This window comes from Streptomyces sp. Tu 2975 (assembly GCF_009832925.1).
In the GTDB taxonomy this organism is placed as follows: Bacteria; Actinomycetota; Actinomycetes; order Streptomycetales; family Streptomycetaceae; genus Streptomyces.
In genome coordinates this window covers 6,171,442-6,193,805 of the sequence record NZ_CP047140.1, presented here as the reverse complement: position 1 = coordinate 6,193,805, position 22,364 = coordinate 6,171,442, and the positions used below count along the sequence as shown (strand labels likewise).

16 protein-coding genes, 3 rRNA genes and 1 pseudogene are annotated in these 22,364 nt (G+C 66.9%); 7 read left to right on the top strand and 13 right to left on the bottom strand.

Annotated features, from left to right (window positions below; all coding sequences use genetic code 11):
- Nucleotides 1-499: 499 nt before the first annotated feature.
- From GLX30_RS35490 to GLX30_RS27485, 5 genes and pseudogenes are all read right to left on the bottom strand, one after another.
- Nucleotides 500-1,111 (bottom strand): annotated as a pseudogene (locus GLX30_RS35490) (hypothetical protein); the annotation flags it as partial.
- A gap of 220 nt (nucleotides 1,112-1,331) precedes the next feature.
- Nucleotides 1,332-1,448 (bottom strand): 5S ribosomal RNA (rrf, locus tag GLX30_RS27500).
- A 109-nt stretch (nucleotides 1,449-1,557) separates the two neighbouring features.
- Nucleotides 1,558-4,682, bottom strand: a 23S ribosomal RNA gene (locus tag GLX30_RS27495).
- Nucleotides 4,683-4,970: 288 nt separating this feature from the next.
- Nucleotides 4,971-6,498, bottom strand: a 16S ribosomal RNA gene (locus GLX30_RS27490).
- The 16S, 23S and 5S rRNA genes sit together here, the layout of an rRNA operon.
- A gap of 521 nt (nucleotides 6,499-7,019) precedes the next feature.
- Nucleotides 7,020-7,691 (bottom strand): DNA-3-methyladenine glycosylase, encoded by a 672-nt coding sequence (locus tag GLX30_RS27485; RefSeq protein WP_159693314.1) that lies wholly within the window; start codon nucleotides 7,689-7,691, stop codon nucleotides 7,020-7,022.
- A gap of 94 nt (nucleotides 7,692-7,785) precedes the next feature.
- Between GLX30_RS27485 and GLX30_RS27480 the strand changes: the two genes are divergently transcribed.
- The 3 genes from GLX30_RS27480 (at nucleotide 7,786) to GLX30_RS27470 (ending at nucleotide 9,885) form a co-directional block, all read left to right on the top strand.
- Nucleotides 7,786-8,568, top strand: coding sequence for a sporulation protein (locus GLX30_RS27480; RefSeq protein WP_159693312.1), 783 nt, complete (start codon nucleotides 7,786-7,788; stop codon nucleotides 8,566-8,568).
- A 56-nt stretch (nucleotides 8,569-8,624) separates the two neighbouring features.
- Nucleotides 8,625-9,161 (top strand): YbhB/YbcL family Raf kinase inhibitor-like protein, encoded by a 537-nt coding sequence (locus tag GLX30_RS27475; RefSeq protein ID WP_159693310.1) that lies wholly within the window; start codon nucleotides 8,625-8,627, stop codon nucleotides 9,159-9,161.
- A gap of 214 nt (nucleotides 9,162-9,375) precedes the next feature.
- Nucleotides 9,376-9,885 (top strand): HNH endonuclease, encoded by a 510-nt coding sequence (locus GLX30_RS27470; protein WP_159693308.1) that lies wholly within the window; start codon nucleotides 9,376-9,378, stop codon nucleotides 9,883-9,885.
- A gap of 54 nt (nucleotides 9,886-9,939) precedes the next feature.
- Here GLX30_RS27470 and GLX30_RS27465 read toward each other — a convergent pair whose 3' ends face one another.
- From GLX30_RS27465 to GLX30_RS27450, 4 genes are all read right to left on the bottom strand, one after another.
- Nucleotides 9,940-10,713, bottom strand: coding sequence for a sulfite exporter TauE/SafE family protein (locus tag GLX30_RS27465; protein ID WP_208545493.1), 774 nt, complete (start codon nucleotides 10,711-10,713; stop codon nucleotides 9,940-9,942).
- Between the two features lie 80 nt (nucleotides 10,714-10,793).
- Nucleotides 10,794-11,753 carry an SPFH domain-containing protein gene (locus GLX30_RS27460; RefSeq protein ID WP_159693304.1) on the bottom strand — a complete coding sequence of 320 codons (960 nt, stop codon included), beginning with the start codon at nucleotides 11,751-11,753 and terminating at the stop codon, nucleotides 10,794-10,796.
- 157 nt (nucleotides 11,754-11,910) lie between these two features.
- Nucleotides 11,911-12,339, bottom strand: coding sequence for an NfeD family protein (locus tag GLX30_RS27455; RefSeq protein WP_159693302.1), 429 nt, complete (start codon nucleotides 12,337-12,339; stop codon nucleotides 11,911-11,913).
- Nucleotides 12,340-12,500: 161 nt separating this feature from the next.
- Nucleotides 12,501-13,292 (bottom strand): ABC transporter ATP-binding protein, encoded by a 792-nt coding sequence (locus GLX30_RS27450; RefSeq protein ID WP_159693300.1) that lies wholly within the window; start codon nucleotides 13,290-13,292, stop codon nucleotides 12,501-12,503.
- Nucleotides 13,293-13,438: 146 nt separating this feature from the next.
- Between GLX30_RS27450 and GLX30_RS27445 the strand changes: the two genes are divergently transcribed.
- Entirely contained in the window at nucleotides 13,439-14,224 is a 786-nt protein-coding gene (locus GLX30_RS27445; RefSeq protein ID WP_159693298.1) for a hypothetical protein, read from the top strand.
- Between the two features lie 275 nt (nucleotides 14,225-14,499).
- On the opposite strand, the gene GLX30_RS27440 is transcribed toward GLX30_RS27445, so the two are convergent.
- The 3 genes from GLX30_RS27440 to GLX30_RS27430 form a co-directional block, all read right to left on the bottom strand.
- Nucleotides 14,500-14,748, bottom strand: coding sequence for a chaplin (locus tag GLX30_RS27440; RefSeq protein WP_159693296.1), 249 nt, complete (start codon nucleotides 14,746-14,748; stop codon nucleotides 14,500-14,502).
- Nucleotides 14,749-14,887: 139 nt separating this feature from the next.
- Entirely contained in the window at nucleotides 14,888-15,532 is a 645-nt protein-coding gene (locus GLX30_RS27435; protein WP_159693294.1) for a response regulator transcription factor, read from the bottom strand.
- On the bottom strand, nucleotides 15,525-16,670 hold the full coding sequence (locus GLX30_RS27430; RefSeq protein WP_159693292.1) for a GAF domain-containing sensor histidine kinase: 1,146 nt from the start codon (nucleotides 16,668-16,670) through the stop codon (nucleotides 15,525-15,527). Before GLX30_RS27430 ends, GLX30_RS27435 begins: the two co-directional genes overlap by 8 nt.
- A 197-nt stretch (nucleotides 16,671-16,867) precedes the next feature.
- Here GLX30_RS27430 and GLX30_RS27425 point away from each other — a divergent pair, with 197 nt between their 5' ends.
- The 3 genes from GLX30_RS27425 to GLX30_RS27415 all read left to right on the top strand — a co-directional run bounded on the left by GLX30_RS27425 (nucleotide 16,868) and on the right by GLX30_RS27415 (nucleotide 19,650).
- Nucleotides 16,868-17,566, top strand: coding sequence for an SDR family NAD(P)-dependent oxidoreductase (locus GLX30_RS27425; protein WP_159693290.1), 699 nt, complete (start codon nucleotides 16,868-16,870; stop codon nucleotides 17,564-17,566).
- Nucleotides 17,563-18,639: an S-adenosylmethionine:tRNA ribosyltransferase-isomerase gene (locus tag GLX30_RS27420; RefSeq protein WP_159693288.1), complete on the top strand. Its 1,077-nt coding sequence runs from the start codon at nucleotides 17,563-17,565 to the stop codon at nucleotides 18,637-18,639. Before GLX30_RS27425 ends, GLX30_RS27420 begins: the two co-directional genes overlap by 4 nt.
- 288 nt (nucleotides 18,640-18,927) lie before the next feature.
- Complete coding sequence (locus tag GLX30_RS27415; RefSeq protein WP_159693286.1) at nucleotides 18,928-19,650, top strand: transglycosylase SLT domain-containing protein; 723 nt, start codon at nucleotides 18,928-18,930, stop codon at nucleotides 19,648-19,650.
- 112 nt (nucleotides 19,651-19,762) lie between these two features.
- On the opposite strand, the gene GLX30_RS27410 is transcribed toward GLX30_RS27415, so the two are convergent.
- Nucleotides 19,763-22,288, bottom strand: a complete 2,526-nt coding sequence (locus GLX30_RS27410) for an FHA domain-containing protein (RefSeq protein ID WP_244258295.1) — start codon at nucleotides 22,286-22,288, stop codon at nucleotides 19,763-19,765.
- Between the last annotated feature and the right edge of the window lie 76 nt (nucleotides 22,289-22,364).

Below are 22,364 nucleotides of genomic sequence, written 5' to 3'. Positions count from 1 at the left end.
CGTCGTCACGCCGCGCGTAACCACCACCACCGGAGCGGTCGTCACGACGGAACCCACCCTGACGGTCGTCGCGACGCGGGTAGCCGCTCTGACCGGAACGGTCGTCACGACGGTCGTCGCGCCTGTCGTCACGGCGATCATCGCGACGGTCGTCACGACGGAAGCCACCGCCACCACCGGCGGGACGGGCACCGCGGTCGTCGCGCCTGTCGTCACGGCGATCATCGCGACGGTCGTCACGACGGAAGCCACCGCCACCGCCGGCGGGGCGCTCGTCACGACGGTCGTCACGCGGACCGCGGTAGCCACCACGGTCACCACCGGGACGCTCGTCACGACGGAACCCGCCCTGACGGTCGTCGCGACGCGGGTAGCCGCTCTGACCGGAACGGTCGTCACGGCGATCATCGCGACGGTCGTCACGACGGAAGCCGCCGCCACTACCGGCGGGACGGGCACCGCGGTCGTCACGCCTATCGTCACGACGGAAGCCGCCACCGCCACCGGCGGGGCGCTCGTCACGACGGTCGTCACGCGGACCGCGGTAGCCACCACGGTCACCACCGGGACGCTCGTCACGACGGAACCCGCCCTGACGGTCATCGCGACGCGGGTAGCCGCTCTGACCGGAACGGTCGTCACGGCGGAAGCCACCGCCGCCACCACCGGCGGGGCGACCGCCACGGTCGTCGCGCCTGTCGTCGCGGCGGAAGCCGCCACCACCGCCACCGCCGGCGGGGCGCTCGTCACGACGGTCGTCACGCGGACCGCGGTACCCACCACGGTCACCACCGGGACGCTCGTCACGACGGAACCCACCCTGACGGTCATCGCGACGGAAGCCACCGCCACCGCCACCGGCAGGACGAGGCGCGTATCCGCCGCCACCGCTGGGGCGACCACCACGGTCGCCACCCTCGCGGGGGCCTCGGTAGCCACCGCGATCGTCCTCGCGGCGGGGGCCGCGGTCGCGGTCACCGGGGCGGTCGTCGCGGCGGAAGCCGCCACCGCCACCGCCGGCGGGGCGACCGCCGCGGTCGTCGCGGGCACCACGGAAGCCACCGCGGTCACCGCGGTCGTTGTCACGGCGGGGACCACGGTCCCTGTCGTCGCGACCGCCGCGGAAGCCGCCCCTGTCACCGCCGTCCTTGCGACGCGGTTCGCGTTCCGGACGATCGTCGGAAGAGTTGGGGGACATCGGCGTGACTCCTGTCATCGGGTACCACAGTCATTCTCGCGCAGTCGGCGATCGGCCGCGCTTCGTCATTCTCGGAAAAACAAAAAGGACCCTTGGTCCAGCGTGAACGCTGGACCAAGGGTCCTGAAAGATTGTTCGGCGGCGTCCTACTCTCCCACAGGGTCCCCCCTGCAGTACCATCGGCGCTGAAAGGCTTAGCTTCCGGGTTCGGAATGTAACCGGGCGTTTCCCTAACGCTATGACCACCGAAACCCTATCGGGTTCTAGCGAACAAGCACACTTTTTAGTTAATAAGTGAAACTGGTTCAACCGGTGCGACTGTTCGCAACCCGGGAACCACACAGTGGACGCGAGCAAATGAGGACAAGCCCTCGGCCTATTAGTACCGGTCAACTCCACCCCTTACAGGGCTTCCATATCCGGCCTATCAACCCAGTCGTCTACTGGGAGCCTTACCCTCTCAAGGAGGTGGGAGTCCTCATCTCGAAGCAGGCTTCCCGCTTAGATGCTTTCAGCGGTTATCCTTTCCGAACGTAGCCAACCAGCCATGCCCTTGGCAGGACAACTGGCACACCAGAGGTTCGTCCGTCCCGGTCCTCTCGTACTAGGGACAGCCCTTCTCAAGACTCCTACGCGCACAGCGGATAGGGACCGAACTGTCTCACGACGTTCTAAACCCAGCTCGCGTACCGCTTTAATGGGCGAACAGCCCAACCCTTGGGACCGACTCCAGCCCCAGGATGCGACGAGCCGACATCGAGGTGCCAAACCATCCCGTCGATATGGACTCTTGGGGAAGATCAGCCTGTTATCCCCGGGGTACCTTTTATCCGTTGAGCGACGGCGCTTCCACAAGCCACCGCCGGATCACTAGTCCCGACTTTCGTCCCTGCTCGACCCGTCGGTCTCACAGTCAAGCTCCCTTGTGCACTTACACTCAACACCTGATTGCCAACCAGGCTGAGGGAACCTTTGGGCGCCTCCGTTACTCTTTGGGAGGCAACCGCCCCAGTTAAACTACCCATCAGACACTGTCCCTGATCCGGATCACGGACCCAGGTTAGACATCCAGCACGACCAGAGTGGTATTTCAACGACGACTCCACCTGAACTGGCGTCCAAGCTTCACAGTCTCCCACCTATCCTACACAAGCCGAACCGAACACCAATATCAAACTGTAGTAAAGGTCCCGGGGTCTTTCCGTCCTGCTGCGCGAAACGAGCATCTTTACTCGTAGTGCAATTTCACCGGGCCTATGGTTGAGACAGTCGAGAAGTCGTTACGCCATTCGTGCAGGTCGGAACTTACCCGACAAGGAATTTCGCTACCTTAGGATGGTTATAGTTACCACCGCCGTTTACTGGCGCTTAAGTTCTCAGCTTCGCCACCCCGAAGAGTGACTAACCGGTCCCCTTAACGTTCCAGCACCGGGCAGGCGTCAGTCCGTATACATCGCCTTACGGCTTCGCACGGACCTGTGTTTTTAGTAAACAGTCGCTTCTCGCTGGTCTCTGCGGCCACCCCCAGCTCACCGAGTAAATCGGATCACCAGTGATGGCCCCCCTTCTCCCGAAGTTACGGGGGCATTTTGCCGAGTTCCTTAACCATAGTTCACCCGAACGCCTCGGTATTCTCTACCTGACCACCTGAGTCGGTTTAGGGTACGGGCCGCCATGAAACTCGCTAGAGGCTTTTCTCGACAGCATAGGATCATCCACTTCACCACAATCGGCTCGGCATCAGGTCTCAGCCTTAACGTGAGGCGGATTTGCCTACCCCACGGCCTACACCCTTACCCCGGGACAACCACCGCCCGGGCTGGACTACCTTCCTGCGTCACCCCATCGCTTACCTACTACAAGTCTGGTTCGTCGGCTCCACCACTCCGACCTCGTCCGAAGACTCAGCCGGCGGCTTCACGGACTTAGCATCGCCTGATTCGATATTGGGCGTTTCAAAGCGGGTACCGGAATATCAACCGGTTGTCCATCGACTACGCCTGTCGGCCTCGCCTTAGGTCCCGACTTACCCTGGGCAGATCAGCTTGACCCAGGAACCCTTAGTCAATCGGCGCACACGTTTCTCACGTGTGTATCGCTACTCATGCCTGCATTCTCACTCGTGAACCGTCCACAACTCGCTTCCGCGGCTGCTTCACCCGGCACACGACGCTCCCCTACCCATCCCAGCGGGCGTTGGCCCTCATGCTGGAATGACACGACTTCGGCGGTACGCTTGAGCCCCGCTACATTGTCGGCGCGGAATCACTTGACCAGTGAGCTATTACGCACTCTTTCAAGGGTGGCTGCTTCTAAGCCAACCTCCTGGTTGTCTCTGCGACTCCACATCCTTTCCCACTTAGCGTACGCTTAGGGGCCTTAGTCGATGCTCTGGGCTGTTTCCCTCTCGACCATGGAGCTTATCCCCCACAGTCTCACTGCCGCGCTCTCACTTACCGGCATTCGGAGTTTGGCTAAGGTCAGTAACCCGGTAGGGCCCATCGCCTATCCAGTGCTCTACCTCCGGCAAGAAACACACGACGCTGCACCTAAATGCATTTCGGGGAGAACCAGCTATCACGGAGTTTGATTGGCCTTTCACCCCTAACCACAGGTCATCCCCCAGGTTTTCAACCCTGGTGGGTTCGGTCCTCCACGAAGTCTTACCTCCGCTTCAACCTGCCCATGGCTAGATCACTCCGCTTCGGGTCTAGAGCGTGCAACTCGATCGCCCTGTTCGGACTCGCTTTCGCTACGGCTTCCCCACACGGGTTAACCTCGCTACACACCGCTAACTCGCAGGCTCATTCTTCAAAAGGCACGCAGTCACGACTGCATGTGCAAGCACATACAGCGACGCTCCCACGGCTTGTAGGCACACGGTTTCAGGTACTATTTCACTCCGCTCCCGCGGTACTTTTCACCATTCCCTCACGGTACTATCCGCTATCGGTCACCAGGGAATATTTAGGCTTAGCGGGTGGTCCCGCCAGATTCACACGGGATTTCTCGGGCCCCGTGCTACTTGGGTGTCTCTCAAACGAGCCGTTGATGTTTCAGCTACGGGGGTCTTACCCTCTACGCCGGACCTTTCGCATGTCCTTCGCCTACATCAACGGTTTCTGACTCGTCTCATTGCCGGCAGACAATGAAAGAGAGATCCCACAACCCCCACGACGCAACCCCTGCCGGGTATCACACGTCGTAGGTTTGGCCTCATCCGGTTTCGCTCGCCACTACTCCCGGAATCACGGTTGTTTTCTCTTCCTGAGGGTACTGAGATGTTTCACTTCCCCTCGTTCCCTCCACATGCCCTATGTGTTCAGGCATGGGTGACAGTCCATGACGACTGCCGGGTTTCCCCATTCGGAAACCCCCGGATCAAAGCCTGGTTGACGGCTCCCCGGGGACTATCGTGGCCTCCCACGTCCTTCATCGGTTCCTGGTGCCAAGGCATCCACCGTGCGCCCTTAAAAACTTGGCCACAGATGCTCGCGTCCACTGTGTAGTTCTCAAGCAACGACCAGCCACCCACCACCCCGTCACCTACGCGACGAGTTCACTGGGGCCGGCATCCCGAAGGACGAGCAACGCTCGCACCCTCAGACACCCAACAGTGTGCCCGGCAGCATCCCTTACCCGACCGCCTCGTTCCACGCTCCGAAGAGCAGTACTGGAAGCGGCAGGCGACAAGACCCTGCCGAATAATCAACGTTCCACCCATGAGCGACCGTGCGAGTCATTCGCTCGCAGTCGGCCATGTGCTCCTTAGAAAGGAGGTGATCCAGCCGCACCTTCCGGTACGGCTACCTTGTTACGACTTCGTCCCAATCGCCAGTCCCACCTTCGACAGCTCCCTCCCACAAGGGGTTGGGCCACCGGCTTCGGGTGTTACCGACTTTCGTGACGTGACGGGCGGTGTGTACAAGGCCCGGGAACGTATTCACCGCAGCAATGCTGATCTGCGATTACTAGCAACTCCGACTTCATGGGGTCGAGTTGCAGACCCCAATCCGAACTGAGACCGGCTTTTTGAGATTCGCTCCGCCTCACGGCTTCGCAGCTCTTTGTACCGGCCATTGTAGCACGTGTGCAGCCCAAGACATAAGGGGCATGATGACTTGACGTCGTCCCCACCTTCCTCCGAGTTGACCCCGGCAGTCTCCTGTGAGTCCCCATCACCCCGAAGGGCATGCTGGCAACACAGAACAAGGGTTGCGCTCGTTGCGGGACTTAACCCAACATCTCACGACACGAGCTGACGACAGCCATGCACCACCTGTATACCGACCACAAGGGGGGCACCATCTCTGATGCTTTCCGGTATATGTCAAGCCTTGGTAAGGTTCTTCGCGTTGCGTCGAATTAAGCCACATGCTCCGCTGCTTGTGCGGGCCCCCGTCAATTCCTTTGAGTTTTAGCCTTGCGGCCGTACTCCCCAGGCGGGGAACTTAATGCGTTAGCTGCGGCACCGACGACGTGGAATGTCGCCAACACCTAGTTCCCAACGTTTACGGCGTGGACTACCAGGGTATCTAATCCTGTTCGCTCCCCACGCTTTCGCTCCTCAGCGTCAGTAATGGCCCAGAGATCCGCCTTCGCCACCGGTGTTCCTCCTGATATCTGCGCATTTCACCGCTACACCAGGAATTCCGATCTCCCCTACCACACTCTAGCCTGCCCGTATCGAATGCAGACCCGGGGTTAAGCCCCGGGCTTTCACATCCGACGTGACAAGCCGCCTACGAGCTCTTTACGCCCAATAATTCCGGACAACGCTTGCGCCCTACGTATTACCGCGGCTGCTGGCACGTAGTTAGCCGGCGCTTCTTCTGCAGGTACCGTCACTTTCGCTTCTTCCCTGCTGAAAGAGGTTTACAACCCGAAGGCCGTCATCCCTCACGCGGCGTCGCTGCATCAGGCTTTCGCCCATTGTGCAATATTCCCCACTGCTGCCTCCCGTAGGAGTCTGGGCCGTGTCTCAGTCCCAGTGTGGCCGGTCGCCCTCTCAGGCCGGCTACCCGTCGTCGCCTTGGTAGGCCATCACCCCACCAACAAGCTGATAGGCCGCGGGCTCATCCTTCACCGCCGGAGCTTTCAACCGCAGACCATGCGATCCGCAGTGTTATCCGGTATTAGACCCCGTTTCCAGGGCTTGTCCCAGAGTGAAGGGCAGATTGCCCACGTGTTACTCACCCGTTCGCCACTAATCCCCTCCCGAAGGAGGTTCATCGTTCGACTTGCATGTGTTAAGCACGCCGCCAGCGTTCGTCCTGAGCCAGGATCAAACTCTCCATGAATGTTTAGCCCAGTCAGTGCATAGACACAGCCGGGTGCACATCCGAAGAGCGGAACAACCGGTCGGAATAAGACCGGTTGTTCACAGCGTCCTCGCTGTGATTGCCACCCCGCAAGCGGGATGGACTTTTTCAAAGGAACCTCGACCATCCGAAGATGGACGGGGTATCAACATATCTGGCGTTGATTTTTGGCACACTGTTGAGTTCTCAAGGAACGGACGCTTCCTTTGTACTCACCCGCAGAACATTCTCTGGGGCTTTCCTCCGGGCGCTTCCCTTCGGTCTTGCGTTTCCGACTCTATCAGATCTTTCCGATCCGATTTCCTCGGTGTGCTTTCCGGCCTTTCGGCCCTCCGGCGTGTTCACTACTTTAGCGGATTTCCCGGGCGACTCATAATCGAGTCAAGGGGATTGAATTTCGGCATGCCGAAATCGCACCCGTTCGGGTTTGTCGTAAGTAGTGGATGGCCGCTCCGGATCTGCTGAACAGCAGTGCTCCGTCTCAAGCGGCTCGGGCTACGTTAGGCGTCCCCGGCATCCGAGTCAAGTTGCGCCGAGGGCCTCCGGCGCGGCACGTGGGCCCGGTAGGGACTGACCGTCGGGTCGCCGTCTATCCAGAAGCGCCACGGATGGAATGCGCCCTCGCCGCCCACCCCGGTACGCGGGCCGTTTCTGACCTGGTCGGGCGTGGGCCGGTGTCCCGGGAGAAGAGAGAGCGGCGCGTCCGGGCCGAGGCAGAAGTCGGCTCCGTTGAGGCTGCGGTCCACATCGAGCGCAGTGGCCAGCCTGGCCGGGCCTTTGGCCAGTTCCTTGTCATGTCGGGCCGAGAGTCGACGTTTGCGCGCCAGGTCGGCGCCCACTGTCACCTCGCCGGCGCGGAGCAGGACTCCGCTCGCCCGGCCCTCCGGGCCGCACACCACATTGAGGCAGTGCCACATCCCGTAGGTGAAGTAGACGTACGCGTGCCCCGGCGGGCCGAACATCACTTCGTTGCGTGCGGTTCGGCCGCGGAAGGCGTGCGAACCGGGATCGGCCTCTCCCGCGTACGCCTCCACCTCCGTGATGCGCAGTTCGATGGGGCCGTCGTCGGTCAGGCGGGTCAACGTGCAGCCGAGAAGGTCGGGTGCGACTTCCAGCACCGGGCGGTCGAAGTGGTCCCGGGGCAGCGGCGTACGGTCAAAGCTCTCGATCATTGCGTTCGAGCGTACCGGGGATCCTCTCCACGCCGGGGGGAACCGACTACGGTCATCGGGCGTATGTAGGGGTCAGGACCAAGAAGGAGTGGACATGGGCTTCAAGAAGCTGCTTGCGAGCATGGGTGCCGGTGGTGCCTCCGTGGAGACGGAGCTGACCGAGGCGAACGTCGTCCCCGGCGGTGTCGTCCAGGGCGAGGTTCGCATCCAGGGCGGCTCGGTGGATCAGCAGATCGAGGGGCTGTCCGTCGGTCTCCAGGCCCGCGTCGAGGTCGAGGGCGGTGACCAGGAGGTCAAGCAGGACATCGAGTTCACCAAGCAGCGGCTCGGCGGTGCCTTCGTGGTGAAGGCCGGAGCGGTGCACGTGGTGCCCTTCGGGCTCGAGATCCCGTGGGAGACCCCGGTCACCACCATCGAGGGACAGCGTCTGCGGGGGATGGACATCGGTGTGACGACGGAGCTGGAGATCGCGCGCGCCGTGGACTCGGGCGACCTCGACCCGATCCACGTGCACCCGCTGCCGGCTCAGCAGGCGATCCTCGACGCCTTCGTCCAGCTCGGTTTCCGCTTCAAGAGCGCCGACATGGAACGCGGTCACATCCGGGGGACCCGTCAGCGGCTGCCGTTCTACCAGGAGATCGAGTTCCTTCCGCCGCAGCAGTACCGCGGACTGAACCAGGTCGAGCTGACATTCGTCGCCGACGACCGCGAGATGGACGTCATCCTGGAGATGGACAAGAAGCCCGGCCTCTTCAGTGAGAGCAGCGACTCGTACAAGGCGTTCAAGGTGGATCACGAGGACTTCGGGTCGACCGACTGGGCGGCCTACCTCAATCAGTGGCTGGCGGATGTCGGCGGCCGTCGCAACTGGCTCTAGTCTCGGAACGCGAGGCAGTGCGCGAGACGCAGAACGGCCGATTCGGAGGGTTTGACGTGACCGAGCTCAAGAGGGCTCCGCTTCCCCACGACTTTCATCCGGCGGTGCCGTCGTTCACGGTGGTGAGCGACGACGTCGAGCCGGGGTCGGTACTGAAGGACTCCCAGGTCCAGGCGGCGGGCAACACCTCGCCGCATCTGCGCTGGGAGGGCTTTCCCGCGGAGACCAAGAGCTTCGCAGTGACGTGCTTCGACCCGGACGCGCCGACCGGCAGTGGTTTCTGGCACTGGGTGCTCTTCGACATCCCGGCGTCGGTGACGGAACTGCCGGCGGGTGCGGGCGGCGGGAAGTTCGAGGGGCTGCCCGAGGGCACCCTCCACGTCCGTAACGACTACGGGACGAAGGACTTCGGTGGGGCCGCTCCGCCGGCGGGCGAGAGGCACCGGTACGTCTTCACCGTGTACGCGGTGGACACCGAGAAGCTCGGACCGGACTCCGACGCCTCTCCCGCGGTCGTCGGCTTCAATCTGCGCTTCCACACGATCGCGCGCGCCCAGCTGATCGGCGAGTACGAAGCCCCCGCGGAAAGCTGACATTTCGGCCGAGAGGTCGGCCGAGAGTTCGCCCGGAGTTTGCCCTGCCCTGGTCTTGGAGAGATCAGGGCAGGGCAGTTTTGTTGCCAGGGGTTCAGGTGTCCTCCCCGGCAAGGCACAGATATTGCGTTGTCCATCTCGGCGCGCCCGGCCAGAGTTGATCCAGGCTGATGCCCGCCGACGGGGGCCGGGCCGGCGAACGGAGGTGGGCAGGATGCGGGACACACTGGTGCTCAATGCGAGCTTCGAGCCGTTGTCGACGGTGACGCTCAACCGCGCGGTCGTGCTGGTGCTTCAGGACAAGGCCGTGGTCGAGCAGTCCCACCCGGCGCTCAGGGTGCGTGCGGCGGCGGTGGATCTTCCGGTGCCCCGGGTGATCAGGCTCTGCAGATACGTACGGGTGCCGTTCCGAAGACAGGCGCCGTGGTCGAGGCGGGGTGTGCTGGTGCGGGACCAGCACCGGTGCGCCTACTGCGGGCGGCGTGCCACGACGGTGGACCACGTGGTGCCGAAATCGCACGGTGGCGCGGACAGCTGGCTGAACACGGTGGCGTCCTGCGCCGAGGACAACCACCGCAAGGCGGACCGTACGCCGGAGCAGGCGGGGATGCCGCTGCTGCACGAGCCGTTCGTACCGTCGCCGGCGGACGCAATGCTGCTGGGTCTGCGGTCGGGCGAGCGTGCGGCGCTGCCGGACTGGCTGGCGGCGCAGCCTGCCGCGTAGCCGGGCGACGACGACCCGCTCCCCTGGAACACGAGGGGGGCGGGTCTCGTCGTTTCAGCGCAGCAGGAGCTGGACGATGGCGACGGTGCCGACGACGACGATGATGCCGCGCAGCACGGTGGGTTTGAGCTTGCGGCCGATTCCGGCGCCGAGTTGGCCGCCGATGGCGGATCCGACGGCGATCAGCAGGACGGCGGTCCAGTCGAACTCGGCGACGAAGAGGAAGAAGACTGCGGCGACTCCGTTGACCACGGCGCCGAGGACGTTCTTCACGGCGTTCATCCGCTGCAGACTGTCGTCGAGGAGCAGGCCCATGAGGGAGAGGTAGAGGATCCCCTGGGCGGCGCCGAAGTAGCCGCCGTACGCGCTGGCGAGGAGCAGGCCGGTGTGGAGGACGGGGCCGCCGTGCGGGCGCGGCTCGGTGCCGCGTGCCTCGCGGCGCCGCTGCACGGCCTTGGCGAGGCGCGGCTGGAGGACGATGAGGATCAGGGCGAGCGCGATCAGTACGGGGACGATCGTGTCGAAGGCGTCGGACGGCAGCGCGAGAAGCAGGATCGCGCCCCCCAGACCGCCGATGAGCGCGGTGGCTCCGAGGCGGAGGACCCGGGCGGTCTGTCCGCGCAGCTCGGCGCGGTAGCCGATGGCGCCGCTGATGGAGCCGGGGACGAGCCCCAGGGCGTTGGAGACGTTCGCCGTGATCGGGGGCAGCCCGGTGGCGAGCAGCACCGGGAAGGTGATCAGGGTGCCGGAGCCGACGATGGTGTTGATGGTGCCGGCTCCCACGCCGGCCGCGAATACCGCCAGTGCTTCCCAGATGGACAACGCCATCTCCTTACATGGTCCGTGAGTCGCCTCCCCGCCTCCAAGGTCGAGGGGCCTCACCGATCATGCATGAAGGAGCGTGGGCGTCAGTCGATGGGGGGCTGCTCGCGGCGCTCGGTGCCGCTGCCGCCGGTCTGCTTGGGCACGGAGCCACCGCCGCCCATGCCGGCCATGGGGTTGAAGTTGCCCATGGCGCCGCTGAGGCCCTTGAGGGCGTCGCCGATCTCGCTGGGGACGATCCAGAGCTTGTTGGCATCGCCCTCCGCGATCTTCGGGAGCATCTGCAGGTACTGGTAGGCGAGCAGCTTCTGGTCGGCGTCTCCGGCGTGGATGGACTCGAAGACGGTACGGATGGCCTGTGCCTCGCCCTCTGCCCGCAGCGCGGCCGCCTTGGCCTCACCTTCGGCGCGCAGGATCGCCGACTGCTTCTCACCCTCGGCGGTCAGGATCTGCGACTGCCGGATGCCCTCTGCGGTGAGGATCGCCGCACGCTTGTCACGGTCGGCGCGCATCTGCTTCTCCATCGAGTCCTGGATGGAGGTGGGCGGCTCGATGGCCTTGAGCTCGACGCGGTTGACGCGGATGCCCCACTTGCCGGTCGCCTCGTCGAGGACGCCGCGCAGGGCCGCGTTGATCTCCTCGCGGGAGGTAAGGGTCCGCTCGAGGTCCATGCCACCGATGATGTTGCGCAGGGTGGTGACGGTGAGCTGCTCGATGGCCTGGATGTAGCTGGCGACCTCGTAGGTCGCGGCGCGGGCGTCGGTCACCTGGTAGTAGATGACGGTGTCGATGTTGACGACCAGGTTGTCCTGGGTGATCACCGGCTGGGGCGGGAAGGGGACGACCTGCTCGCGCAGGTCGATGCGGTTGCGGATGGAATCGATGAACGGGACGACGATGTTCAGGCCCGCGTTGAGGGTGCGGGTGTAGCGTCCGAAGCGCTCGACGATGGCGGCGCTGGCCTGTGGGATGACCTGGATCGTCTTGATCAGGGCGATGAAGACCAGCACCACCAGAATGATCAGGACGATGATGATCGGTTGCATCGCGTTCCCTGTGCCCTTCGCTGCCGGATGAGTCTGATGATCAGTTTCCCAGAACACGGGCTGCTCCGTGGGAGGTTCGGCCCGTTCTGCCCGGCGGCTTCAGGACGTTCCGCGCGCGATCCGTGCGGGAACGGGGTGCCGGGCGGGGGAATGCGCGTCACATGACGACGGCGGTCGCCCCGTCGATCTCAATGACGTCGACCTGCTGGCCTTCTTCGTAGGCCATGGTCGCGTCGAAGGCGCGGGCGGACCACACCTCGCCGGCGAGCTTGATCCGGCCGCCGTTGCCGTCGACCCGCTCCAGCACAATGGCCTGACGACCTTTCAGGGCGTCCACCCCGCTGGCGAAACCGGGACTCTGCGATCTGTGCCGATTGGCGATCGGGCGCACGACGGCGATGAGCGCCACCGACACCGCCGCGAACACGAGCACCTGGGCGACCGTGCCGCCGCCGACCGCCGCCACGACGGCCGCGGCCACCGCGCCCGCGGAGAACATTCCGAATTCCGGCATGGCGGTCAGCACGAGCGGAATGCCCAGTCCGACCGCGCCGATCAGCCACCACACCCATGCGTCGATGTCCACATGGGCATGGTAGGTCCGCCGGGCGCGCTCGGGACAGGGGGCGAGGCCGTGTCACCTTGCCCGTAAGGGAGTTGTGCGTATGGGGAGTTGCACGTGCAGGAGTGCCTGTGGGGCATCGCCCCTGCGGGAGTCGCCCGTGAGGCGGTCCAGCGAGCGGGAGTTCAGCCGAGCGGGAGTCCCTGGGCGGACCAGCGCTCGCCGTTGCGCTCGACGACGAGCGGCAGGCCGAAGCAGAGCGAGAGGTTCCGGGAGGTCAGCTCGGTCTCCATCGGGCCGGCGGCGAGCACCTTGCCCTGGCGGATCATCAGCACGTGCGTGAATCCGGGCGCGATCTCCTCGACATGGTGGGTCACCATGATCATGGAGGGGGCGTACGGGTCACGGGCGAGCCGGCCCAGTCGCCGGACCAGGTCCTCACGGCCGCCGAGGTCCAGCCCGGCGGCGGGCTCGTCGAGGAGCAGCAGCTCGGGGTCGGTCATCATGGCGCGGGCGATCAGGGTGCGCTTGCGCTCGCCCTCGGAGAGCGTGCCGAACTTGCGGTCCAGGTACTCGGTCATGCCGAGGCGGTCGAGGAACGCGCGGGCGCGCTGCTCGTCGACCTCGTCGTAGTCCTCGTGCCAGGTCGCGGTCATGCCGTAGGCAGCGGTGAGCACCGTCTGCAGGACGGTCTGGCGCTTGGGGAGCTTGTCCGCCATGGCGATGCCGGCCATGCCGATACGGGGCCGCAGTTCGAAGACGTCGACGGCGCCGAGGCGGTCGCCGAGGATCTGCACCTTGCCGGTGGTCGGAAAGAGATAGCTGGAGGCGAGGTTGAGAAGGGTGGTCTTACCGGCGCCGTTGGGGCCGAGGATCACCCAGCGCTCACCTTCCTTGACCGACCAGGAGACGTCGTCCACCAGAGCGCGTCCGTCGCGGACCACGGATACGTCCACCAGCTCCAGTACATCGCTCATGAGCGCGTAGTCTCCCCATGCAGTCGTCTTGAGGTGTTCGGGTGTGATTCGGGTGCTTTTGTGCACCTGTGGGCACACCACCCAGGGAAAACCTACGCCACCGGGTGAGTGCTCCGGTCGCCCGGCCCGGTCCCTAGGCTGGTGGCATGCTTTCGGAACCTCGCTCAGGACGGTTGGCCGCATGGGGAAATGCCCTGTTGGCCGGACTTGTGTCGCCGGACGACGCCGTGCACGCGATCGTCGGCGACGACGCGGTGCACCGCGTCGAGGGCCTGCCCGGTGAGACGGCGCCGGTCGGTCTCACTCTGGCGCTGGGGCGCCTGCGGGCGCTCGGTGTGACCGGCTTCCGGGTCGCCCTTCCCGCCGCCGGACACCCCTTGGGGCTCAGCGGCCCGCCGGCGTTCAACGCGCGGGCACTCGAGGCGGAGGAAGCCATCGTCGCGACGGGGGCGGCGTACGGGCTGGTGCCCGAGGTGCGCGAGGCCGGCCCGGCCGGTGACGTCCACGTCGAGGTCGTCTGGCACTGCCTGCCGGTACGGGACGCGCCGCCGGCGGACGTGCCCTCGCTCGGCGAGGCGGAGCGTGAACTCGCGGAAGCCCTACGGGACGCGACCGAGACGCTGACGCGGCTCGACGTGGCGGCGTCCGGGCCGATGGCGGAGGCGGCACTCGACGCGTACCGTGCGCGGGCGCAGCGGGGCGCGGCCGAGACGCTGGCCCCGGGCTATCCGCCGCGTGCGGTACGGGTGCTGGAGCTCGCGCAGCGGATCGGTCTGCTGATCTCCGTGGCGTACGAGAACGGGCACGGGGGCGCGGTGAGCGCGTCGGAGATGGCGGCGCGGGGCGAGGCGCTGCGGCCGGTGGAACGGGTGGCGCGGAGGGCGCAGGTGGCGGCGTACAACGCGTATGTGGAGGAACGGGAGCGGAGCTGACGCTCCGCTGCGTGCTTCCCGCCCCGCTGCCGGTGCGGCCGGTTTCGCGGAGCGGAATCCGGCCCGCCTGGGGGCACCTACATCCAGGGCCGCCAGGCCCTGGGGAAGCTTGAAGGCACCGCGCGAGGCGCGATACGGGGTCCGGGGCCTGCCCCCGGTTCGGGAAGAGGCGGGGAAGGGTCGCGCCCCGCGCAGCGGGCACCCGCCCGTGCACGGAACGCCGCGCGGCCCCGGGGGGCCGCGCCCCGGGGCCGTGCGGTCGGTCGCGCGTGGCGTCAGCCGTTGACGCCGACGTTGCCGAACGCCGGGTTCAGCAGGCCGATCACGTTCACCGAGTTGCCGACCACGTTCACGGGGACGTGCACCGGCACCTGGACCAGGTTGCCCGAGAGGACGCCCGGGGAATGCACAGCCTCGCCGTGGGCGTGCGAGCCGCCGGTCGTGGCCGACGCGACACCGGCGCCCGCCGCGACGAGGCTTCCGGCGATCATCGTGAGGGCTGCGGCCTTCTTCAGGTTCTTCACTTCGTCATTCCTCCTGAGCACTCGCTGCGGCCGGCCGCCGCAGCACGCCATGGAGAACGGCCGCGAGTGGATCAGGATGCGCCGTGTGGGTGACATACACCCGACAGTATGAATCTCGGATCGGAGGATGACGCTCCGCTCAATCCGTCGTCCCGTGCCGGACCGCCCACAGCGCCGCCTGCGTGCGGTCCGCCACGTCCAGCTTCATCAGGATGTTCGAGACGTGCGTCTTGACGGTCTTCTCCGAGAGGACCAGCGCCCGCGCGATCTCCCGGTTCGAACGTCCGTCCGCGATGAGGCCGAGCACCTCGCGCTCCCGCTCCGTGAGGCTGTTCCCGCGGCCCGTGCCGTTGCCCGGATCGCCTTCGGACAGCAGCGCCCCCGCGATCTCCTGCTGGAGCAGCACATGACCCGCGTGCACGGAACGGATGGCGCCGGCCAGCGCCTCGGGGTCCACGTCCTTGTACACGTATCCCGAAGCGCCCGCGCGCAAGGCGGGAACGACCGTGCGCTGCTCGGTGAAGCTGGTCACGATGAGGACCTTGGCCGGATTGGCCAGCTCTCTCAGCTTCCGCAGGGCGTCGATGCCGTCCATCCCCGGCATCTTGACGTCCATCAGGACGACGTCCGGCTTCAGCTCCTCGGTGAGGACGACGCCCTCCGCGCCGTCGCCCGCCTCGCCGACGACCTCTATGTCGTCCTGGACCTCCAGGAACGTGCGCAGGCCGCGGCGCACCACCTGATGGTCGTCGACCAGCAGCACGCGGATCCTCTTGTCAGCCACCGGGGACCTCCATCTCGACCGTGGTGCCCCTGCCGGGCGCCGATTCGACCTTGAGCCTGCCCCCGACTCCGCTCGCCCTGTCCCGCATGGAGACGAGCCCCAAGTGGCGACCGGCACGGCGGACCGTGCGCGGCTCGAAGCCCTTGCCGTCGTCCGTGACGGAGAGGACGGCGCCCTGGCCCCGGCGGATCAGCGCCACGTCCACCTGAGCCGCGCCGGAATGACGCAGCGCGTTGTGCAGAGCCTCCTGGGCAACCCTCAGCAGCGCCTCCTCCTGGGCGGCGGGCAGCGCCCTGATCCCGCAGGTGTCGAAGGTGACGCGCGCACTGTGGGCACGGTCGAGGACCTGTATCTGGGTGCGGAGGGTGTTGACCAGGCCGTCCTCGTCGAGCGCGGCGGGGCGCAGCTCCACGACGGCGGCGCGCAACTCGTCCGCGGCCTCCGCGGCGAGGACCGCCACCTGCTGGAGCTCGCCCTTGGCACGGGCGGGGTCGCGGTCCACGAGCGCGGCTGCGGCCTGGGCGGTCAGCCGGAGGGAGAACAGCTTCTGGCTCACGGCGTCGTGCAGCTCGTGGGCGAGACGGGAGCGCTCCTCCGCGATGGTGAGCTCGCGGCTGCGCTCGTAGAGGCGGGCGTTGGTGAGGGCGATCGCGGCGTGCTGGGCGAGGATGCCCAGCAGTTCCTCGTCCTCCTCCGTGAAACCGCAGCCGCCCTCCGGCTTGGGGCACCGCTTGTTCGCCAGGAACAGGGCGCCCATGGTCTCCTCGCCGTCCTTGATCGGCAGGCCGAGGAAGTCCGACATGTCGGGGTGGGCCGACGGCCAGCCCTCGAAGCGGGGGTCCTTGCGGACGTCCGCGAGCCGCTCCGGCTTCGCGTCGCGGAGCATCGCGGCGAGGATGCCGTGCTGCCGGGGCAGCGGGCCTATCGCCTTCCACTGGGCGTCGCTGACACCGTCGACGACGAACTGGGCGAAGCCTCCGTGGTCGTCGGGCACACCCAGCGCCGCGTACTCGGCGTCGAGGAGTTCACGCGCCGAGGCCACGATCGTCTTCAGCACGTCGCGCACCTCGAGGCGCCTGCTCATCGCGAGGAGCGCGGTGCTCACGGCCGCGAGGCCGGAGCCGGGTCGGTGACTCATGGACCAACCGTACCGGCGGGCTGTGACGGTCCGTATCGGTCCCGGGACCGCGTCCGCGTAGGGCTGCGGACGTAGGTCGAAGTGCCTTGTGGACCAGGGCCTCGGGCACGAGGCGGCGGGACCGGCCGCGTTCCTACGTTGAGTCCATCCATGTCGGACAGCGACAGCGGACAGCACGAGGCAAGGGGATGGGCACCATGGCGGTAGCAGTGATCACCGGAGCGTCGAAAGGCCTGGGGCGGGCGCTGGCGGCGGCTCTCGCACGGCAGGGCTGGGACCTGGTCCTGGGCGCCAGGACCGCGGCGGTACTGAAGGAGAGCGCGGAGCACGCGGCGCAGTACGGCACCCGGGTCGTGGCGGTGGCAGGGGACGTGACGGACGCCGGACACCGCGGCGAGCTGGTGGCGGCGGCCGGGCGGCTGGGCGGTCTCGATCTGCTGGTGAACAACGCGAGCGCGCTGGGCGCCGAGCCGCTGGTGCGGCTGGAGGCGCTGTCGCCGGCGGGGCTTCGGGCGGCACTGGAGACCAACGTGGTCGCTCCGCTGGGCCTGGTCCAGGAGGCGCTGCCCCTGCTGCGGGCGTCGCGGACGGGTGGGGCGGTCGTCGCGGTCAGCTCGGACGCCGCGACCACGGCCTACGAGACCTGGGGCGGCTACGGCGCCTCGAAGGCAGCGCTCGACCAACTCGCCGCCGTGCTGGCGGTGGAGGAGCCGGGTCTACGGGTGTGGAGCGTCGACCCGGGTGACATGCAGACGGACCTGTACGCCGCCGCGGTGCCGGACGACGACGACCCTCGCCCCTCCCCCGGGTCCGTGGCGCCCGCCTTCCTGCGACTACTCGGGGAGCGGCCCGCCAGCGGCCGGTACGCGGCCACGTCGCTGCTGGGGACCCGATGAGGACGGGGCAGCGCACGGTGGCCGTCCTGGAGACCCTGCGGGTGCCGGAGGAACTGTCCGCCCGGGAGCCGGCGGAGGAGCGCGGGTCGGGCCGGGACGACGTGAGGCTGCTGGTCTCGCGGGGCACTGAGGTGTCCCACCACCACTTCCGCGACCTGCCGGGCCGGCTGCGTGCCGGCGACGTGCTGGTCGTCAACACGTCGGCGACCCTGGCAGCCGCCATTGACGGGCGGCTCGGCGGCGAGGCGGTCGTGGTGCACTTCTCGACACGCGGGGACCTGGGGCGATGGGCGGTGGAGCTGCGCCGGCCCGACGGCGCGGGCAGCACCCTGCCGCGCGCCGGGGGGCCGGCGGGGGCCGTCGTACGAGTACCGGGCGGGGGCGAGCTTGTGCTCGAGACGCCGCTCGTGCCGGGCGGCGAGCGCCTGTGGTGGGCGACGGCGTCCGTGGACGTTCCGGCGCTGCTGGGGCGGTACGGCAGGCCGATCCGCTACCGCTACACGGCACGCGACCAGCCCCTGTCCGCCTATCAGACGGTCTTCGCGCTGCCCTCCCCCGACGGTTCGGGGTCCGCGGAGATGCCGAGCGCAGCCCGTCCCTTCACGCCCGGTGCGGTGGCGGACCTGGTGAGCAGGGGGGTGCAGTTCGCGCCGCTCGTGCTCCATACAGGCGTGGCCTCGGCGGAGGCGCACGAGCCGCCCTACCCGGAGCGCTTCGAGGTGCCGGCGGCCACGGCGTGGCTGGTGAACGCGGCACGAGCGGCCGGGGGCCGGATCGTGGCGGTGGGCACGACGGCCGTGCGGGCCCTGGAGTCGGCGGCGGACGGCGAGGGGGTGGTGCGTCCTGTCTCCGGCTGGACGGACCTTGTCGTGACCCCCCGACGGGGTGTGCGGGCGGTGGACGGGCTGCTGACAGGACTGCACGAACCGGAGGCGTCGCACCTGCTGATGCTGGCGGCCATCGCCGGGAGGGATGCTCTGACCTGCGCGTACGACGAGGCGTTGAGGCGGCGGTACCTCTGGCACGAGTTCGGCGACGTCCATCTCGTACTCCCTGCGGAGGGCCCTCACTAAATGAATTGCTGACGCAACATACGGTGAGAACGGGGCGGGTCCGATGTGAGCCCTCGCATAGGGCCCAGATCACTTACGAGACTCTTTAGTTGATACAAAAGGGGCATCTGAGCACGGACAGCACAGGCGAATCCGGACATTGGGAACATGTGATCCACTACCGCGGATCGTACGTCACACCTTTGCCACGCGATTTTGCGCCAGCTAAGAATTGCCGACGTCGCTACCGAACAGCGCAGAGCCGACCGGCCTGGAGCGACTTTCCGCTATTCGAAGAGGTACGTCTGTATGTCCGCGTTCATCACCCCTGAGATCCGCCGCCGCCTCAAGAACCGTAAGACCGCCGTGGCCGGCATCGCCGCCGTCGCCGCCACGACCGTCGCGCTCTCGCTCGCCCCGTCGGGCGAAGCCGAGGCCGGCGTGAAGACCGAGGCAGCAGCCGCGGCGGCGCCCGTCGCGTGGAAGGCCGATGCCAAGCAGGTCTCGGCCGTCCACGAGAGCATCACCAGCCAGAAGTCCGCCTTCGAGGCCCAGCTCCAGGCCACCCAGGCCAAGGCCAAGGCCGAGGCGAAGGCGAAGGCCGAGAAGGCCGCCGCCGAGAAGAAGGCAGCCGCCAAGGCCGCCGCCGAGAAGCGCGCCAAGGAGCAGGCCGCGAGCCGCTCCGCCGCCCGCCCGGCGAAGGTGACCTACCCGAACAACCTGGACGGGTGGATCCGCGAGGCCATGTCGATCATGAAGAAGCACGACATCCCCGGCAGCTACGAGGGCATCCACCGCAACATCATGCGGGAGTCCTCCGGTGACCCGCGGGCCATCAACAACTGGGACATCAACGCCATCAACGGTGTCCCCTCGAAGGGCCTGCTGCAGGTCATCAAGCCGACCTTCGACGCCTACCACGTCGCCGGCACCTCGTGGGACCAGTACGACCCGGTCGCCAACATCGTCGCCGCCTGCAACTACGCGGCCGACCGTTACGGCTCGATGGACAACGTCAACAGCGCCTACTGAGGCACTGCTGCGCTGAGCCGGCAGCACAACCGGCGGACACGAACAGACGCTGAAGGGCGCACCCCGCGCAGGGTGCGCCCTTCGGCGTCGTGCTGTCAGCGCGTGACGTGCGTCACTTGCGCATGACCTCGGGCTCGTGGCGGCGCAGGAAGCGGGCGACGAGCACACCGCACAGGGCGCCGAGAGCGATCAGTGCGGCCATGTCCATGCCCCAGGCGGCAGCCTCGTGGTCCCACAGGGGGTCGGTGCTGGTCGGGTCGTCCGTGTTCGGGTTGATCCTGTTGAAGTCCAGCGTGGTACCGGCGGCCGCGACCGCCCAGCGCGACGGCATGAGGTACGAGAACTCGTTCACGCCGACAGTGCCGTGCAGGATGAACAGGCAGCCGGTGAACACGACCTGGATGATCGCGAACATCACCAGCAGCGGCATGGTCTTCTCCGCGGTCTTCACCAGAGCGGAGATGATCAGTCCGAACATCATCGACGTGAAGCCGAGAGCCATGATCGGCAGCGAGAGCTCGAGCATGACCGCCCCGCCGAGGACCAGCCCCTCTTCCGGGAGCTCGCGGGTGGCGAAGCCGATGGCCCCCACCAGACCGCCCTGGATCACGGTGATCATGCCGAGGACGACGACCTTGGACATCAGGTACGCGGAGCGTGACAGTCCGGTCGCGCGCTCCCGCTCGTAGATCACCCGCTCCTTGATCAGCTCACGGACGGAGTTCGCCGCGCCGGCGAAGCAGGCGCCGACCGCGAGGATCAGCAGCACCGTGGTGGCCGTGCCGTTCGGGATGATCCGGCCGGTCTGCGCGTTCTGGTTCACCAGCAGACCCTTGTCCGGGTCGATGAGCAGGCTCACCGCGCCCAGCACCGCCGGCAGGATCAGCATGAGGGCCATGAAGCCCTTGTCGGACACGATCACCGAGACGTAGCGGCGGATCAGGGTGAACAGCTGGGATCCCCAGCTCTGCGGCTTCGGCGGACGCATCTGCTGCGCCGGCGGCATGTTCACGGACTGCGCGGCGACGGCGTCGATGTCCGCCGCGTACATCTGGTAGTGCTGCGAACCGCGCCAGCGGCCGGCCCAGTCGTAGTCGCGGTAGTTCTCGAACGCGGAGAACACGTCGGCCCAGGTGCTGTAGCCGAAGAAGTTGAGCGCCTCCTCCGGCGGACCGAAGTAGGCCACAGAACCGCCGGGAGCCATCACCAGGAGCTTGTCGCACAGCCCCAGCTCGGCCACGGAGTGCGTGACGACGAGGACCGTACGGCCGTCGTCCGCGAGGCCGCGCAGCAGCTGCATGACGTCACGGTCCATGCCCGGGTCGAGACCGGAGGTCGGCTCGTCGAGGAAGATCAGCGACGGCTTGGTCAGCAGCTCGAGGGCGACCGACACGCGCTTGCGCTGGCCGCCGGAGAGCGAGGTGACCTTCTTGTCCTTGTGGATGTCGAGCTTCAGCTCGCGCAGCACCTCGTCGATACGGGCCTCGCGCTCGGCCTCGGCGGTGTCGCCGGGGAAGCGGAGCTTGGCCGCGTACTTCAGCGCCTTACGGACGGTGAGCTCCTTGTGCAGGATGTCGTCCTGCGGAACCAGACCGATGCGCTGGCGCAGTTCGGCGAACTGCTTGTAGAGGCTGCGGTTGTCGTAGAGGACGTCGCCCTGGTTGGCGGGCCGGTAGCCGGTGAGCGCCTTGAGCAGGGTGGACTTTCCGGAGCCGGACGGGCCGATGACACCGATCAGCGACTTCTCCGGAACACCGAAGGAGACGTCACGCAGGATCTGCTTGCCGCCGTCGACGGTGACCGTGAGGTGGCGGGCCGAGAAGGAGACCTCGCCGGTGTCGACGAACTCCTCGAGCTGGCCGCCGACGATACGGAACGTGGAGTGGCCGACGCCGACGATGTCGTTCGGGCCGATGAGGACCGTGCCGGACTTGGCGATCGGCTGACCGTTGACGTAGGTGCCGTTGTGGGAACCGAGGTCACGGATCTCGAAGCGGCCGTCGGGGTGCGCGGTGAACTCGGCGTGATGGCGCGAGACCTGCAGGTCGGAGACGACCAGCTCGTTCTCGAGCGCACGGCCGATGCGCATGACGCGGCCCAGGGAGAGCTGGTGGAACGTCGTCGGGCTGCGGTCGCCGTGGACCGGCGGGACGCCCTGGGCGCTCTGCACCCCTTGCTGGTGCGGGACCTGCGGCTGCTGTGCCTGCGGGGGCTGCTGCCACCCCTGCTGGGCGGGCTGCTGCGGCGGCTGCGGCCAGCCCTGCTGCTGCGGCTGCTGCTGCACCGGCGCCTGCGCGGCCTGCTGCGGCGCACCCTGGGCGTAGGCGCCGGCGCCCGCCACCGCGCCGACGCCGCTCAGGCCGAGGCGCGGACCGTCGGTGGCGTTGCCAAGGTGCACCGCTGTGCCGGGGCCGATCTCCATCTGGTGGATCCGCTGGCCCTGCACATACGTGCCGTTGGTGCTGCCGTGGTCCTCGATGACCCAACTGCGCCCGCCCCAGCTGATCGTGGCGTGCCGCCACGAGACCCGGGCGTCGTCGATCACCACATCGCCCTGGGGATCACGGCCCAGGGTGTACGACCTGGACGGATCGAGCGTCCAGGTGTTTCCGTTCAATTCCAGTACGAGTTCCGGCACTCCATGCCCCACTAGTTGTCCCCCGAGCTTCCCCGTTGCCGGGAGTCTAGGGAAGGCGAACATCGTGGGGAACTAT